Source organism: Actinomyces sp. 2119, assembly GCF_003591215.1.
GTDB classification, from domain to species: Bacteria; Actinomycetota; Actinomycetes; order Actinomycetales; family Actinomycetaceae; genus Actinomyces; species Actinomyces lilanjuaniae.
Genome location: NZ_QYRR01000003.1, coordinates 341,153 through 356,518, shown reverse-complemented (window position 1 = coordinate 356,518; position 15,366 = coordinate 341,153). Strand labels below are relative to the sequence as shown.

At 70.2% G+C, this 15,366-nt stretch carries 9 protein-coding genes and 1 tRNA gene; 4 read left to right on the top strand and 6 right to left on the bottom strand.

The annotated features are described in order from the left end of the window. Window position 1: 1 nt before the first annotated feature. The 4 genes from D4740_RS05235 to D4740_RS05220 form a co-directional block, all read right to left on the bottom strand. Window positions 2-973, bottom strand: a complete 972-nt coding sequence (locus D4740_RS05235) for a carbohydrate ABC transporter permease (protein WP_220475014.1) — start codon at window positions 971-973, stop codon at window positions 2-4. Next, window positions 970-2,310 (bottom strand): sugar ABC transporter substrate-binding protein, encoded by a 1,341-nt coding sequence (locus D4740_RS05230; RefSeq protein ID WP_119835871.1) that lies wholly within the window; start codon window positions 2,308-2,310, stop codon window positions 970-972. The genes D4740_RS05235 and D4740_RS05230 overlap by 4 nt, the downstream gene beginning before the upstream one ends. Window positions 2,311-2,554: 244 nt before the next feature. After that, entirely contained in the window at window positions 2,555-3,142 is a 588-nt protein-coding gene (locus tag D4740_RS05225; protein ID WP_119835870.1) for a GDSL-type esterase/lipase family protein, read from the bottom strand. Window positions 3,143-3,203: 61 nt separating this feature from the next. Beyond that, complete coding sequence (locus tag D4740_RS05220) at window positions 3,204-7,247, bottom strand: multifunctional oxoglutarate decarboxylase/oxoglutarate dehydrogenase thiamine pyrophosphate-binding subunit/dihydrolipoyllysine-residue succinyltransferase subunit (protein WP_119835869.1); 4,044 nt, start codon at window positions 7,245-7,247, stop codon at window positions 3,204-3,206. Between the two features lie 400 nt (window positions 7,248-7,647). On the opposite strand from D4740_RS05220, the gene D4740_RS05215 reads away from it, so the two are divergent. From D4740_RS05215 to D4740_RS05200, 4 genes are all read left to right on the top strand, one after another. Beyond that, window positions 7,648-9,051, top strand: coding sequence for a hemolysin family protein (locus D4740_RS05215; RefSeq protein ID WP_182911344.1), 1,404 nt, complete (start codon window positions 7,648-7,650; stop codon window positions 9,049-9,051). Then, on the top strand, window positions 9,048-10,172 hold the full coding sequence (locus D4740_RS05210; protein ID WP_119835868.1) for a hemolysin family protein: 1,125 nt from the start codon (window positions 9,048-9,050) through the stop codon (window positions 10,170-10,172). The genes D4740_RS05215 and D4740_RS05210 overlap by 4 nt, the downstream gene beginning before the upstream one ends. 163 nt (window positions 10,173-10,335) lie before the next feature. Next, complete coding sequence (locus D4740_RS13220) at window positions 10,336-12,633, top strand: peptidoglycan DD-metalloendopeptidase family protein (RefSeq protein ID WP_259390668.1); 2,298 nt, start codon at window positions 10,336-10,338, stop codon at window positions 12,631-12,633. 67 nt (window positions 12,634-12,700) lie between these two features. Beyond that, window positions 12,701-13,474, top strand: a complete 774-nt coding sequence (locus D4740_RS05200; RefSeq protein WP_182911343.1) for a glycerophosphodiester phosphodiesterase — start codon at window positions 12,701-12,703, stop codon at window positions 13,472-13,474. 57 nt (window positions 13,475-13,531) lie between these two features. Here the strand turns inward: D4740_RS05200 and D4740_RS05195 are convergent. Together D4740_RS05195 and D4740_RS05190 are read right to left on the bottom strand one after the other, a co-directional pair. Then, window positions 13,532-13,607 (bottom strand) — tRNA-Arg (locus tag D4740_RS05195). 149 nt (window positions 13,608-13,756) lie between these two features. Then, the gene (locus tag D4740_RS05190) at window positions 13,757-15,253 is read right to left on the bottom strand and encodes an Nramp family divalent metal transporter (RefSeq protein ID WP_119835867.1); all 1,497 of its coding nucleotides are present in this window, start codon (window positions 15,251-15,253) and stop codon (window positions 13,757-13,759) included. Window positions 15,254-15,366: the final 113 nt, after the last annotated feature.

The following is a 15,366-nucleotide window of genomic DNA, read 5'->3' as shown; positions in this document are numbered from 1 at the left end:
GTCACTGCCCCCTTCGCCTGGTGGTGGCCGTGAGGAAGACGAAGGACAGCGTGAACGCGGTTAGCGCGATGATGACCGCCTCTGCCGCAGCCACCCCGTAGTCGTTGTACTGGAACGCCCAGGTGTAGGCCGAGTAGTTGGGCGTGTACTCGGTGTCGACCGCCGGGGTGATCGTGGCCAGTACCTGGGGCTCGGCGAAGAGCTGGAGCGTGCCGATGATGGAGAACACGATGGTCAGCAGCAGCGCCGGGCGGATGAGCGGGATCTGAATCGAGGCGGCGATGCGTAGCGGACCCGCTCCGTCCACCTTGGCCGCCTCGTAGACGTCGGAGGGGATCGCCTTGAGCTGGGCGATGATGATGAGCATGTTGTAGCCGGTGTAGGCCCAGGTGACGATGTTGGCGATGGACCACAGGACGTTGCCCTCGGCCAGGAACTCGTACTGGATTCCCACGACCTCCAGGGCGTCTACCACCGGGGACAGGCCCGGGATGTAGAGGAAGGACCACAGGATGGTGGCGATGACGCCGGGCACCCCGTAGGGCATGAAGTACAGGGCTCGGAAGAGCCCCGGCCACCGGGCCGAGGCGGACTCCAGCAGCAGGGCCAGGATCGTGGCCGCGGCGATCATGACGCTGACCTGGACGACGCCGAAGAGCAGCACGCGGCCGATCGACTGGGTGAAGCCCGCGTTGCCCAACGCCGTGGCGTAGTTGTCCAGGCCCGCGAAGACCTGCGTGGTCCCCTCCTGCCCGTAGGTTCCTGCGTAGCGGGTACGGGTGAAGGACTGGACCAGGGCCACGAGGATCGGAATGACAAAGGTCATCAGGAACAGGAGCATGAAGGGGGCCACCAGCAGGTAAGGGGCTAGCGTGCGGTTCCTGAGGCGTCTTCGCCCCGGTCCTGTTCCCGATCCTGGTGGGCTGGCTCTCAGCGGCTCAGGTGGCGTTGCTGGTGTGCGTGCTGTGCTCACTGCTGCGCCTCCCTGGCTGCCAGGCCCTTCCTACGGAAGGCTTGGACGATCTGGGACTGACTGGTGGCTAGGGAGTCCACCAGGGCGGTCCCCTCGCTCAGCTTGCGACGCATGCCGTCGGCAACGATGTTGATGGACTGCTGGCACAGGGGCGGCCACGCCCACTCCAGGTTCTGCTCCTGGGCCATAGGCACCATGACCTCGGTGTTGTAGCTCTGGCCGGAGAAGAACTCGCTGGGACCCTCGCGGGGGGTGCCGATGTGGTCTGCTGCTGGTGACCAGCCGATGCCGCAGGTGGTGATCAGGGCGTCTATGGCCTGGGGATCGGTGTGCAGCCAGACCACGAAGTCCAGGGCCTCGGCGGGGTGCTGGGAGCCTGCCATGACGGCTGCCGTCGATCCGCCCGAGTAGCTGGAGCCGAACCCGTCCTCCCAGCGGGGCATGGGAGCAACCCGGAACTTCCCGGCGCCTCCTGGTACGGACTCGATGAGGGCGTCGGCCCACGAGCCGTTGGTGTAGGTGGCCAGCGTCCCTGCCCCCATGGCGGACAGCCAGGGTGAGGTGAAGGGGCCGAAGGCGGTGGAGACCAGCCCCTCGTCGATCGCGGTGTCCCAGAACTCGGCTACCCGCACAGTGGCCTCGTCGGTGAGGTTGACGACCCACCCGTCCTCCTGGGGGACGAACCACCTGGCGCCTGCCTGCTGGCAGAAGGTCGCCAGGATGTTGCCGTCACCCACGTTGAGGACGTCCATGAACGTGTCGGGCCTGGCGTCCTTGAGGGCGCGGGCCGTCTCCGCCCACTCCTGCCAGGTGGCGGGTGGCGCTGCCCCCACCTCCTCCAGGACGTCGGCGCGGTAGAACAGGGCCACCGGCCCGGTGTCCTGGGGTACGCCGTAGACGCCGTCGGCAATGTCGACGTAGTTCCACGCCGCCGGGTCGAAGCTGGCGCGGGCCTCGCGCGCGCCGTAGAGGGAGAGGTCGACCAGGTCGTCGGCCAGGAGGAACTCCGGGATCATGCGCATCTCTACCTGTCCGACGTCCGGGCCGCCGCCCGCTGCCAGGGCCGAGTAGAGCTTCTGGTAGCCACCCGACGTCGAGGAGGGGATCCAGGTGACCTGGACGCTCACGTCCGGGTTGACCTGGGAGTAGAGGTCGGCGACTTTCTGCAGGTCCTTGAGCCAGGACCAGTAGGTCAGCGTCACCCTGCCCCGGGCAGGGGGGACGGTAGGGGAGGTGCTCGCGTCCTGACGGGCGGGTGAGCAGGACCCCAGGGCTATGGAGGCCGCAGCGCCTGCGCCCAGGGTAAGGGCGGCGCGACGTGAGACCGAGGTGCGCATGACTGCTCCTCGTCTGCTTCTCCTCGTTGAGAAGCCGTTGGGAACCGGGTCCCCTGGCAGGATTGTGGCCGTAGTGGCAGGGCTGCCAGGCAGAGATGTGAATCCCTGTCAGCAACGATACATCCTTGTGAGGGCGCGTGGGAAGCCCCTCTTACGGACAGGGGCGAGGACCGGGCGGTCTGGTTGCCAGGGGGTGCCCCAGCGGTGCGGCCCCGCCTGCCCGGCCTCAGGTGCTGTAGGTCGCTTAAGGTCGCCCGGTACTCAGCCACTCGTACCAGCCTCGATGGAGGACCAGCCAGGCCAGGAGGCCGTAGCCGGCCTGGCCCGGGTGCGAGCCCCCGGCCGCGGTGACGTCGGTGTTCCACTGCTCGTGGTTGCGCAGGGGCTCGAAGGTGTCCACGTAGGGGACCTGCCGACGCTGGCAAACCTCGGAGGCGGCTGTGGACAGGCGGGAGGTGGCGTCCGGGTCGGCCTGTGCCAGGGGCGGGGGCCCCACGACGAAGCACCGCCGCTGCTCCGAGGCCGCCGCGTCCAGGATGTTGGCCAGGGCCAGGCGCGAGCGCGCGTAGGACACACCCGCGATGACGTCAGCCACGCCCAGGCCGATGACCAGCCGGTTGCGTCCGTTGGGAGCTGAGCGGCGAGCCACTTCTGCCTGCCACCGCTCGGCCAGCTGCGCCGTCGTCTCACCGGGGACGGCAAGAGTCGTCCATAGGATCGGGACCTCCCGGGGCGTGCGCGCCATCACCCGCCCGGTCCATCCCAGGGCGCGGCCGTCCCCGTAGCCAGCGACCAGCTCGTCACCGATGAAGCTCAGCCTCGTGTCCTCCACGACGCGCCCCTCCCTGACGTCCTCGTCTCAACTGCCGTCTCAGTGCCGTGCCGTCTGCCTGTCAGCGGGCGAAGGCCGCCTCGACCAGCTCGGTCTGCTGCTGCCTGTGGACGCCTGCCGTACCCACGGCAGGGGCGGCGGCCTCCGGCCGGGAGACCAGGCGCGGGAGCACGCCACCGGTGAGCTCGGTGGGCAGGTGGAGCGCCAGGTAGGGCCACGCCCCCTGGTTAGCGGGCTCGTCCTGGACCCACACCAGCTCCGCCCCGGCAAAGGGAGCCAGGGCCGTGGCCACGGCGTCGGTCTCCAGTGGGTAGACCTGCTCCAGGCGCACGATGGCGGTACGCCTGTCGCCAGTGGCCTCCCGGTGGGCGAGCAGGTCGTAGTAGACCCTGCCCGAGCACAGCAGTACCCGGTCCACCTGCGAGGTGCCCCCGGTGCTGGCGCTGGGCGCGCCCTGCTGCGGGGACCGGGCTGCCTGCCCCTCACCTGCTGGCCCCGGCTGGCCGAGCAGCCCCGGGTCGGTCTCGCCGATGACCGGCTGGAACCGTCCAGAGGTGAAGTCCTCCACGGGTGAGGTCGCCGCCTTGAGCCGCAGCAGCTGCTTGGGGGTGAAGACGACCAGGGGACGGCGGGGGCGGCGGTAGGCGTGCTCTCGCAGTAGGTGGAAGTGGTTGGCGGGGGTCGAGGGCTGGGTCACCCACATGTTGTCCTGCGCGCACATCTGCAGGTAGCGCTCCATGCGCGCCGAGGAGTGGTCCGGCCCCTGCCCCTCCTGGCCGTGGGGCAGCAGCATGACCAGCCCGCAGCGCTGCCCCCACTTCTGCGCGGCCGAGGCGACGTACTCGTCGATGACGCTCTGGGCGCCGTTGGCGAAGTCGCCGAACTGGGCCTCCCACAGGGTCAGACCCTCGGGCCGCTCCACCGAGTAGCCGTACTCGAAGGCCAGGGCGGCGTACTCGCTGAGCAGGGAGTCGTAGACCTCAAAGGGGGCCTGGTCCGGGGTCAGGAAGTTCAGAGGCGTCCACTCCGTGCCGGAGCTGTAGTCGTGCAGGACGGCGTGACGCTGGGAGAAGGTGGCGCGCCGAGCGTCCTCGCCCGCCAGGCGCACCGGCACGCCTTCCATGAGGAGGCTGCCCAGGGCGACCAGCTCGCCCAGCCCCCAGTCGATGCCGCCTGACCGGGTGGCGTCCTGGCGCCGTGACAGCATGCCGGACAGGCGAGGGTGGATGGTGAAGGACTCCGGCCAGGCCACCTGGGCGTCCCCGATGCGCTCGACGACGTCGCGTGGCACCGCCGAGCTCCAGCCGATCATCATGCCCGTCCCCGCCTGCTGGGAGGTGGGCACCTCCAGGGAGGAGCGGGGCAGGCCGACGGTGGTGGGGTCGGCCTGGTCCTGCGACTCCGCCGAGGCCAGGTCGGTGGCGGGCTGCTGGGAGGGCTCGCCCCTGGTGCGCGCCTCGGACAGGATCCGCTCCAGCTCAGCGTGGTAGGCGGCGCTGACCTGCTCCGCCTCCTGGCGGGTGATGTCGCCCCGGCCCACGAGGTTGGCGGTGTAGACCTCCCGTGTGGAGGCCAGGGAGTCGATAAGGCGGTACATGACCGGCTGGGTCATGGAGGGGTCGTCGCCCTCGTTGTGACCGCGCCTGCGGTAGCAGACAAGGTCAATGACGACGTCCTTGTGGAAGGTCCGCCGGTAGCTGTAGGCCATGTGGGCCACGCGGGCCACCGTCTCGGGGTCGTCGGCGTTGACGTGGAAGATCGGTACCTGCAGGCCCTTGGCCAGGTCAGTGGGGTAGGTGGTGGAACGGGCCGAGGCGGCTCCGGTGGTGAAGCCGATCTGGTTGTTGACGATGACGTGGATCGTCCCCCCGGTGCGGTAGGCGGGCAGCTGGCTCATGTTGAGGGTCTCGTAGACGACGCCCTGGCCTGCGAAGGCGGCGTCTCCGTGCACGAGCACCGGTATGACCGTGTAGCCCTTCTCGCCCAGGCCGATACGGTCCTGCTTGGCGCGCACGATCCCCTCCACCACGCCGTCGACGGTCTCCAGGTGGGAGGGGTTGGCAGCCAGGGAGACGCGGGTGGAGACCCCGTCGGTGCCGGTGAACACGCCCTCGGTGCCCAGGTGGTACTTCACGTCCCCGGTACCTGCGCCCTCAATGACGCCGTTGCCGTCGAACTCGTCGAAGACCTGGCTGTAGGACTTGCCCGCGATGCTGGTCAGGACGTTGAGGCGCCCCCGGTGGGCCATACCGATGACTACCTCGTCCAGGCCGTCGTGGGCGCAGGAGTCCAGGAGGCGGTCGAGCAGGACGATGAGGGACTCCCCGCCCTCCAGGCTGAAGCGCTTCTGGCCCACGTACTTGGTCTGCAGGAAGGTCTCGAAGGCCTCGGCCTGCTCCAGCTTGGTGAGGATCCGGCGGCGCTCGGCGGCGTCGATCTCTCGTCGGCCTCCCTCCAGGCGCTCCTGCCACCAGGCGCGCTGGGCGGGGTCCTGGATGTGCATGTACTCGATCCCTACTGTGCCGCAGTAGGTGTCACGCAGCATGTCCAGGATCGTACGCAGGGTGGCCCGGTCCCGGCCTCCCAGGCCCCCGGTGGGGAAGGTCCGGTCCAGGTCCCACAGGCTCAGACCGTAGGAGACGATGTCCAGGTCAGGGTGGCGGCGTAGCCGGTAGGTCAGCGGGTCGGTGTCGGCGGCCAGGTGGCCGCGCTGACGGAAGGCGTGGATGAGCTCGGCCACGCGGGCGTGCTTACCGGTCTCGTGCTCGGGGTCGTAGGTGGTGTCGCGTGCCCAGCGCACCGGCTCGTGCGGGATGCGCAGGGACTCTAGTGCCCGCTCCCAGAAGCCGTCCAGCCCCAGGAGCTTGTGCTCCACCAGGCGCAGGAGCTCCCCGGAGGAGGCTCCCTGGATGACCCGGTGGTCGTAGGTAGAGGTGAGGGTGAGGGTGCGGCCGACGCCGTGGCGGGCCAGGGTCTCGGCGCTGGCTCCGGCGAAGGCCGCCGGGTAGTCCATGGAGCCCACGCCTACGATGAGGCCCTGGCCCGCCATGAGGCGGGGCACGGAGTGCAGGGTGCCGATCGTGCCCGGGTTGGTCAGGCTCACCGTGGTGCCCTGGAAGTCTGCGGGGCTCAGGGCGTTGTCCCGTGCTCGGCGTACCAGGTCCTCGTAGGCGGAGACGAAGCTGGCCAGGTCCATGAGGTCAGCCTGCTTGACGCAGGGCACCAGCAGCCGACGCTGGCCCTGCGGGCCGGGGACGTCGACGGCCAGGCCGAGCCCCACGTGCGCGGGAGTGCGCAGGCAGGGCCGCCCCGCCTCGTCGGTGGTGTAGGAGACGTTCATCTCCGGCATCTGGGCCAGCGACTCCACAAGCGCCCAGCCGATGAGGTGGGTGAAGGACACCTTGCCGCCGCGGGTTCGGGCCAGGTGCGCGTTGATGATGGAGCGGTTCTCGACAAGGACCTTGGCGGGGACCGCCCGTGCGGAGGTGGCGGTGGGCACCGACAGGGAGTCCTCCATGTTCCTGGCGGTGCGGGCAGCCGCCCCCTTGAGACGGGTGCTGGTGGCGCTTGTGGCACTGCTGGCACGAGCACCGTCGGCGTCGTGGCCTGTGCCGTCTATGCTGCTGGCAGCGTCGCTGGTGCTGTCTGCGCCGACGTCTCCGCCGCCGGTGCTGCCGCTGCCTGCCCCGGCCTCCAGGTCGCGGGCCTGCTGGCGGGACAGGCGCCGGGCGTAGGGGGAGGTCGGGGGGGCAGTGTCGGAGGGCGGGGCAGGGGGTAGGTCGGAGCGGCTGACGTCCTGGACCGCAGAGGCCTGCTGCCCCGAGGCGGGAAGGGCGTGCGGGGCGGTGATGGTGGCCCGGCGGGCGGCGTCGTGGGGGGACGCGACGGACTGCCCTGGCTGCGCGGTCGGCAGCGCCGTCGCGGTCGTGCCCGGGGCGGAGCCCACGACCTGGTGCCGACCCGCCTGCGGGTCGGTCTCGAACAGCTCACGCCACTGGGGGCTTACCGAGGACGGGTCGGCGGCCCAGGAGGCCCGCATCTCCTCCACCATCCACTCGTTGGCGCCGAATCCTGCGGCTCCTGTGGCGCGGTCCTGCGTTGGCACGGCATCTCCTTGTCGGCGGTGGCGGTCCAGGCCTGCTACCGCGCCGTCCTCCGGCCCGGCGCCCCCGGCCGGAGGACGGCGCGCACGGCGCTGGTGGAGAGCCGGTGCCTGGGACCTGGTACATGAGGAGTGGCACAGACTGGTACCACACAGCATGCTACAAGCGGCTCCCGGCATGTGGGGGCGGCACGCAGGGGCTGGGTGCAGGGCGGCAGCGCAGGGTCTGTGGACGGTCGGCCTGACGGCCCGGCTGCCTCCCTCGGTGGTAGCGTGCGCCTTACTATGCGCCGACACGCTCGCCGGGTACGCGGACGTCTGTCTCGCCCGCACCCTGATCCTGACCACTGCTGTCCCCGCTACCTTTCGCGGTGCCCCGTCAGCACCTGCACGGGAGGCCGTGGTGAGTGACTGGCTCATGATCCTTGTCGGCGTCCTGCTCACGCTTGGGACGGCCCTGTTCGTGGCCGGGGAGTTCTCCCTGGTGTCACTGGACCCCTCCACGGTGGAGACCCGGGCAGCCTCTGGCGGGCGTCGGGAGGCTGCTGTCCGTAGGGCGCTCAGCCGGTTGTCCACTCTCCTGTCCGGGGCGCAGGTGGGGATCACCCTGACCACGGTCCTGCTGGGGTACACGATGCAGGCTGCCCTGGCCAGGCTTCTGTCGGAGGTCATGAGCGGGTGGCTGGTGCAGTCGGTGGCGGTGGGCGCTGCCGCAGCCGTCTCACTGGTGGTGGTCAACGCCTTCTCCATGGTCGTGGGCGAGCTCATCCCCAAGAACGCCACCCTGGCCGATCCCATGCGCGCTGCCGCCCTGGTAGCGCCCTTCCTCATAGGCTTCTCCCTGCTGCTGCGACCGGTCATCGTCGTCCTCAACGACACCGCTAATCTGGTGCTGCGCACGATGGGGATCACCCCGGCTGAGGAGATCAGCGGCACCCGGTCGGCCTCGGAGCTGGCTGCCCTGGTGCGTCACAGCGCGCGGGAGGGCACTCTCGACTCCACGACGGCCACCCTGCTGACCAGGTCGATCGGCGTGGGGGCGCTGACCGCTGTCGACGTCATGACCGACCGGGGACGCCTCCACACCCTGGAGTCCGGGGCCACCGCGGAGGACGTGGTCCACCTGGCCCGCGCTACCGGGCACTCCCGTTTCCCGGTGACCGGGCAGGACGTGGACGACATCCTCGGGATCGCCCACCTGCGCCGTGCCGTCGCTGTCCCCTACGCCAGGCGCGCCGAGGTCCCGGTGGTCTCCGCCTCTCTCATGGCGGTCGCGCCACGAGTGCCTGAGACGATGCCCCTGGCGGACCTACTTGTCGAGCTGCGGGCACAGGGGTCGCAGATGGCGGTCGTGGTCGACGAGTACGGTGGGACCGCCGGGGTGGTCACCCTGGAGGACGCCGTGGAGGAGGTGGTCGGGGACGTCACTGACGAGCACGACCCCCGTCGCTCCGGCGTCCACCTGGACCCAGCGGGCAGCTGGGTGGTGCCCGGCTGGATGCGTCCTGACGAGCTGGCCTCCCGCACAGGCGTCACGGTGCCTGACGACGGCCCCTACGAGACCCTGGGCGGCCTGGTCATGACCGAGCTGGGCCGCATCCCTCAGGTCGGGGACCGTGTCAGCCTGCCTCGGGCGGTCCTGGTCGTGGACGCCATGGAGGACCGCCGTGTCGTCCGGCTGCGGGCTCGCGGTGTCGGTTCTGAGGCAGAGGGGGGAGACTCAGGTGCGGTCGGAGGGCCGACTGGACCTGCCACTGGGCCGGGGACCGCCGACAGGCCTCGACACGGCGGGGAGGGCCTGCGATGAGCACCCCCGCCGCCCTGCTGGTCACAGCCGTGCTCCTGGTCGGCAACGCCTTCTTCGTCGGGGCGGAGTTCGCGGTGACCTCGGCACGCCGCAGCCAGCTCGAGCCCCTGGCTGAGGCGGGTGACACCAGGGCCGTGACGGCGCTGTGGGCACTGCGCCACGTCTCACGCATGCTGGCTACCGCGCAGCTGGGGGTGACCCTGTGCTCCACGGGCCTTGGCGTGGTGGCCGAGCCTGCCATCGCCCACGCGATCGAGCCCTGGCTGGCCCGCCACGGCGCGGGTCAGGCTGGTACCCACGCGGTAGCGGTGCTCATCGCTTTGGTGATCGTGGTCTACCTGCACGTGGTGGCGGGTGAGATGGTGCCCAAGAACATCTCGATCTCCTCCCCGGAGAAGGCGGTGCGGTGGCTGGCTCCGCCCCTGGTACGCGTGGCCACGGTCCTTGGTCCCGTCGTCTCCGGTCTCAACGGCCTGGCCAACGGGGTGCTGCGTCTGCTGGGTATTGAGCCCAGGGAGGAGGTCGCGGCAGCCTTTAACGCCCAGGAGGTGGCCTCCATCGTGGAGCGCTCCACCGCCGAGGGCGTGCTGGAGGACGCCACCGGGCTGCTGAGCGGGGCGCTGGAGTTCTCCGAGGAGACGGCGGGAAGCGTCATGGTGCCGGTGGGGGACCTGGTTACCCTGCCCCTGGACTGCACGCCTGAGGACGTGGAGGCGGCGGTGGCCTCTACAGGCTATTCCCGGTTCCCTCTCGTGGCTGACGTCGCCAGGGCCGAGCGGCCGGGGCAGAAGGGTGGCCGTGAGGTACCAGCTGTCACCGGCTACCTGCACCTCAAGGACGTTCTTGACGCCGACGGCGAGGAGCGCACGCGTCCCGTCCCAGCCTGGCGGGCGCGCGCCCTGGTCCCTGTACGTGCCCACGACGAGATTGAGACGGCGCTGGCGGCCATGCAGCGCACCGGTGCCCACCTGGGACGCGTGGAGGACGCGGCGGGTCAGGTGCTGGGGGTGGTCTTCCTGGAGGACGTCCTTGAGGAGCTGGTGGGGGAGGTCAACGACGCCATGCAGCGCAGCGGAGCCCGGTCGGCGGCCGGGCACGACCAGGGTGTGGATACACCGTGATGTGACACGTATCTTGGCGTGATCGGGCTGCCTGGCTATTCTTCTAGAAGACATGTTCCGGTCAACGTCGTATCGTTACCCGGGTTAGCGGATTGGGGACGCTCCCGTGAGGAGCCCTGACCCGGTCCAGATCATCGTGCGAGCAGCCTTGGGAGGCACTAGCGTGAGCTCACAGCCCCTGAGCCGACGGCAGCGTCGTGAGGCTGAGCGCGCCGCAGAGGCCGCTCGCGCCCGGTCTGACGCCCCGGCCCAGAGGCAGGGTGGCGGCACGTCGGGGCACCGGCTTACGGAGGCCGAGGCCGCCAGCGTCCTGCTCGGCGGGCAGGGTGCTCCAGAACCGGGAGCGTACCGTAGGCGTGACCCCCAGTCCGCTTCCGGGACGGTCTCCCCGACAGCGACCACCCGGCAGGCGGGGGACGCAGCGCCTCCGCTGAGCCGTATGGAGCGAAGGCGGCAGGCGGCACCGCACCAATCGGTGCCGCCGACGAGCATCACGACACCAGAGGCCTCCGCCGCCGCCTCATCTGCGACGTCTGGCTCTTCCTCTTCTCCTCTTTCCACGCCCTCCGCCTCTGTGCCCCCCACGGCCTCCGTGGCACCTGCCGGGCCTGCTGGCCACGGCTCCGCTGCACCGCCCCGGGGCGTGCGCTCCCAGGAGCCGGGGCAGACCCGTCGCTCCCGGCGTCAGCGCCCGGGCCGGGACCAGGCACCGACGCCGTCGGCGCCCGTAGCCCGGGAGACGGCCGGGGAGGCAGCCCAGGAGCCCTTGTCCCGTGCTGCGGCTTCTGGCGGGTACTCTCCGTCTGGAGAGGCTGCCCCGGCGGCTCAGTCCGGGGGGCGGAGGCGTCTGCAAAGCTCCGAGGCCGTGCAGGTCCCACCTGACCCAGTCACTTCCCCCGCCGCACCATCGCGGTCCCGGGGTGCTGAGGTGCCCTCGCCCGCAGGGACCTGGCCTCCGTCCTCATCCGGAGCGGAGCCCGCCGCCCTGCACCAGTCGGGCCTGCCTGGCGTATCTGCTCCTGAGCGCAGCGTTGCCGAGCGCGATGTTCCCGAGCGTAGGCGGACACGGCGGTCCCAGCGGTCCGGGACCCGGGTCGCAGGTGTGGCGCCGTCTGCCCAGCCTGCTTCCAGGCAGGCGGTCCCAGAAGGCTCAGGGGGCAGGGGAGGGCGCTCCCGGGAGACAGGAGACCAGGCTCCCGATGAGGCCGTTGTCTCCTCGGTGCCCACCGTGACGCTGAGCACCGGCTCGCTGACTGGTACCCCTCCAGGTGCCGCTACAGTCCCGGCAGGGGCCGAGCTGCCCACACCGTTGCCGGTAGGCCTGCCCGGTGCCGCTGCGCAGCCTGTGGGGCAGCCGGTGCCTGCTGACATGCTGGCCGTGTCTGCACAGTCGGCCTCGCAGCCGACCTCGCGGTCGGCCTCGGCGCAGGTCGCGGAACCTGCCGGGTCCGGGAAGGATGCGAGACCGGCTCCGCGCGAGCTTCGCTTCTCCCCGGAGGTACGCGAGCGCCGCAGCGCTGACACCTTGCAGGTTCCGGAGGTGCGTCGGGTTCGGCGTGCTCGGCAGACGGGACGGGAGGCGTCCGCAGACGCGGACACTGCCCGCGACGAGGACGGTCCGGGGACGGAGGCCTCACAGTCCCCCCGGCCCTCGGCACGCCGCCGGGGCGCCGGTGTGGTGGGGCGCAGCGCGGTTCTCAGTGTCCTGGCCGTGGCGACGGTGGTTGCGCCCCTGAGTGGCTACCTGACCAACGCGGCACTGGCCTCGACCCGGTCCTCCTCCCAGCCGGATGACTCCTCCCAGGAGGCGACTGATCGCGCCTCCTCCGTGGCTGCCGCCGTCCTAGGATCGGACGCTGACTGGGACGAGGACACTGACGACCAGCTGTCCAACGTGCCTGACGCCGCCACACTGGCTCGTATCCGTGAGGCCTACCAGAACGCGGTCCAGACCTGCTCCTCTGAGACAGGTGCCTCAGGAGACACGGCTGCCTTCAACGCGACACCGGAGCTCTTCTACCCGATGCTGCCGGGCAGCTACGAGATCTCCTCAGTGTACGGCTACCGCATCCACCCCACCCTAGGCGTCCTGAAGCTGCACGCTGGGCAGGACATGGCCGCGCCGGTGGGCACGGCCATCTACGCCGCGGCTGAGGGGACGGTGACCACCGCAGGAATGGTGGACGGCACGGGTACGGTCACCATCAAGCATGAGATCGACGGCGAGGTCTGGTACACCAGCTACCTTCACATGTACGAGGACGGTATCTACGTCGAGGAGGGGGACACGGTCTCTGCGGGTGACCTGATTGCCGGGGTCGGTAACACGGGCCGGTCCTCGGGTGCGCACCTCCACTTCGAGGTGCGCACTGCTGACGACTACTCCGACGACTCCACTGTCGACCCCTGGGAGTGGCTTGAGAAGCACGGGGCTGTTGAGCTGACGACCGACTGCGCCTGACAGAGCCGGGCAGCGCCGGGCAGACGGGTAGAGGCGGGTCGGCCGCATGAGAGAGGGAGGGGACGACATGGCTACCAAGAGGGCTGTGAGCGGCCGCCCGCGAGTGATCCCCCACCGTGGTGGTAGCCGGGAGGTCCCGGAGAACACCTGGAGCGCGGTGGAGCACGTGAGGAGGCTGGGGCTGGAATGGATGGAGACGGACCTGCGTCTGAGCGCGGACGGCGTGCCTGTTCTCTGTCATGACGCGGATCTGCAGCGCCTGGCTGCCGACCCTCGCCAGGTCCGGGAGGTGATGTGGGCAGAGCTTGCCGACCTGGATGCCGGTGACGCTCGCGGGCTTGTCTGCCTGCCTGATCTCCTGGCTGCGCACCCGGACCTGCGTCTCAACATGGACCTCAAGGAGTCCGACGTCGTCCAGCCCGCTCTGCAGGCCGTGCGCGACGCCGACGCTCTGGACCGTGTCCGCTTCGCCTCCTTCTCCGCGCGGCGCCTGGCGGTGCTGCGACGTCAGGAGCCCAGGGCCACCACCTCGCTGGGAAGGGTCGACGTCGTCGGTCTCATGCTGCTGAGTGAGGCCTCGGTGCCGCTGCCGCACACCCGGTGGGGCTGGACCCGTGGTCGGGTGGACGCGGTCCAGGTACCTCTGACCTATCGGGGAGTGACTGTGGTGACTCCCCGCCTCGTTGCCGCAGCGCACAGGATGGGGCTGGAGGTGCATGTGTGGACCGTGGACCTCCCGGAGCAGATGCGTCGTCTGGCCAGGCTCAATGTGGACGCGATCATGACCGACGTGCCCACTTTGGCCCAGGAGGTCCTGGCCGAGAAGAGCAGGTGGAGGTGAGGGCAGGAAGTCCGAGGTGCCCCTGCCTCGGGGACGACAGCGCCCACGGTGGTGGTGTGGTGCCCCGGACAGGATTCGAACCTGCGGCCTTCTGCTCCGGAGGCAGACGCTCTATCCACTGAGCTACCGGGGCACGGCAGGAAACTGTACCAGGCTGTCCGCAGATCCGGAAAAGAGAGACGCGTCTCTGGCTGGTCACCTGAGGTCTCGCCAGACCTCAGCGGTCTCTGGCCTCTGTGGTCTCTGGCCTCTGTCGTGGTGCCCTGTGGCTGCATGCGGCTGTCAGGCCTGCCCGGAGAGCGTCAGGGAGACCAGGGCCAGGTTGAGCGCGACGATAAGCGCCGCTGCGGCCCTGGCCGACCAGCGCAGTGGCGCGCTGTCACGCCACTGGCCCATGACCCGTGCCGAGCCGGTCAGCCGCATGAGCGGGACCACGGCCAGGGGAATCCCGAAGGAGAGCACCACCTGGCTGAGCACCAGCGCCCAGGTCGGCTCGGCACCGACTGCGATGATGACCAGGGCGGGGACAAGCGTGACTCCTCGGCGCAGCAGCAGGGGGACTCGTGTGTGCAGCAGCCCCGCCATGATCTCTGAGCCCGCGTAGGCCCCTACCGAGGTCGAGGCCAGACCCGAGGCCAGCAGTCCGATGGCGAAGACCGTCCCGACCGCGGGTCCTAGGCTTGCGGTGATGGCTGCGTGCGCCCCCTCGATAGTGTCTGTGCCTCGCGCACCGGCCAGTGCGGAGGCAGCCAGGAGCAGCAGCGCGATGTTGACGGCGCCGGCCACGATCAGGGCCCAGACCACGTCCACCCGGGTAGCGTGAAGGAGACGTGAGGTGCTCCCGGGGCCCGTGGTCGCGGTTGGCGCAGTACACGCGGCATACACGGTCTTGCCGGGGCCTGGGTGCTCCTGCGGCGCACCCGACGTGCTCGTGGCGCCGACGGCCTGCGACGCCTCTCCGGCTGCCGACAGCTCATGGTTGTGGTCACGCACCAGGGAGGAGTGCAGGTATATGGCGTGAGGCATGACGGTGGCCCCCAGCATGGAGGCTGCTACCAGGAGGCTGCCGGTCCCCTCCAGGCGGGGCACAAGACCGGCGAGGGTGCCGCCCCAGTCGGGGGGAGCCACGACGAGGCCGCCGAGGAACCCGATGGTCACCACGATCAGCAGCGTCACGACGACACCCTCGAAGGTCCGCTGGCTGCGCCGCTCCTGGAGGGCGAGCAGCGCCATTGAGGCTACTCCTACGATGAGTCCACCGGTCAGCAGGGGGAGCCCGAGCAGCAGGTTCAAGGCGATGGCGCCCCCGATGACCTCGGCCAGGTCGGTAGCGGCGGCGACCAGCTCGGCCTGTGCCCAGTAGGCCAGGCGTGCGGGGCGGCCCAGGCGCTCTCCCAGGACCTGGGGCAGTGAGCGTCCGGTGACGATCCCCAGCTTGGCGGACTGGTACTGGATGAGCACAGCCATGGCGTTGGCAGCCACGAGCACCCACACCAGGAGGTAGCCGTAACGGGCTCCGGCGGTGATGTTTGCCGCGACGTTTCCAGGGTCCACGTACGCCACGGCCGCGACGAAGGCAGGCCCCAGGAGGGCCAGCAGCCGGTGCCGCGGGGGTCGCGGGTGGGAGGCAGCGTGACGTGCCGCGATCTGCGCAACGGGGTCGTCGAGCGGGGCACCTGTCGTGGCCCCGTGCTCCGGGCGGGTGCGGGTAGGTGCGCTGGCGCCGTCGAGGGGTGGTGGGGTGGCAGAAGGCGGGGCGGTACCAGGGTTGCTGCTCATAGGACCTCGTGGAGCGGGCTTGGGACAAGAAAACTTCGGACAGCCGAAATCTTAGTCCGTCCGTGGCGTTCGGTCGACTCCGGCCGACGGGTTGGGCCAGCTCCTGCCGAGCC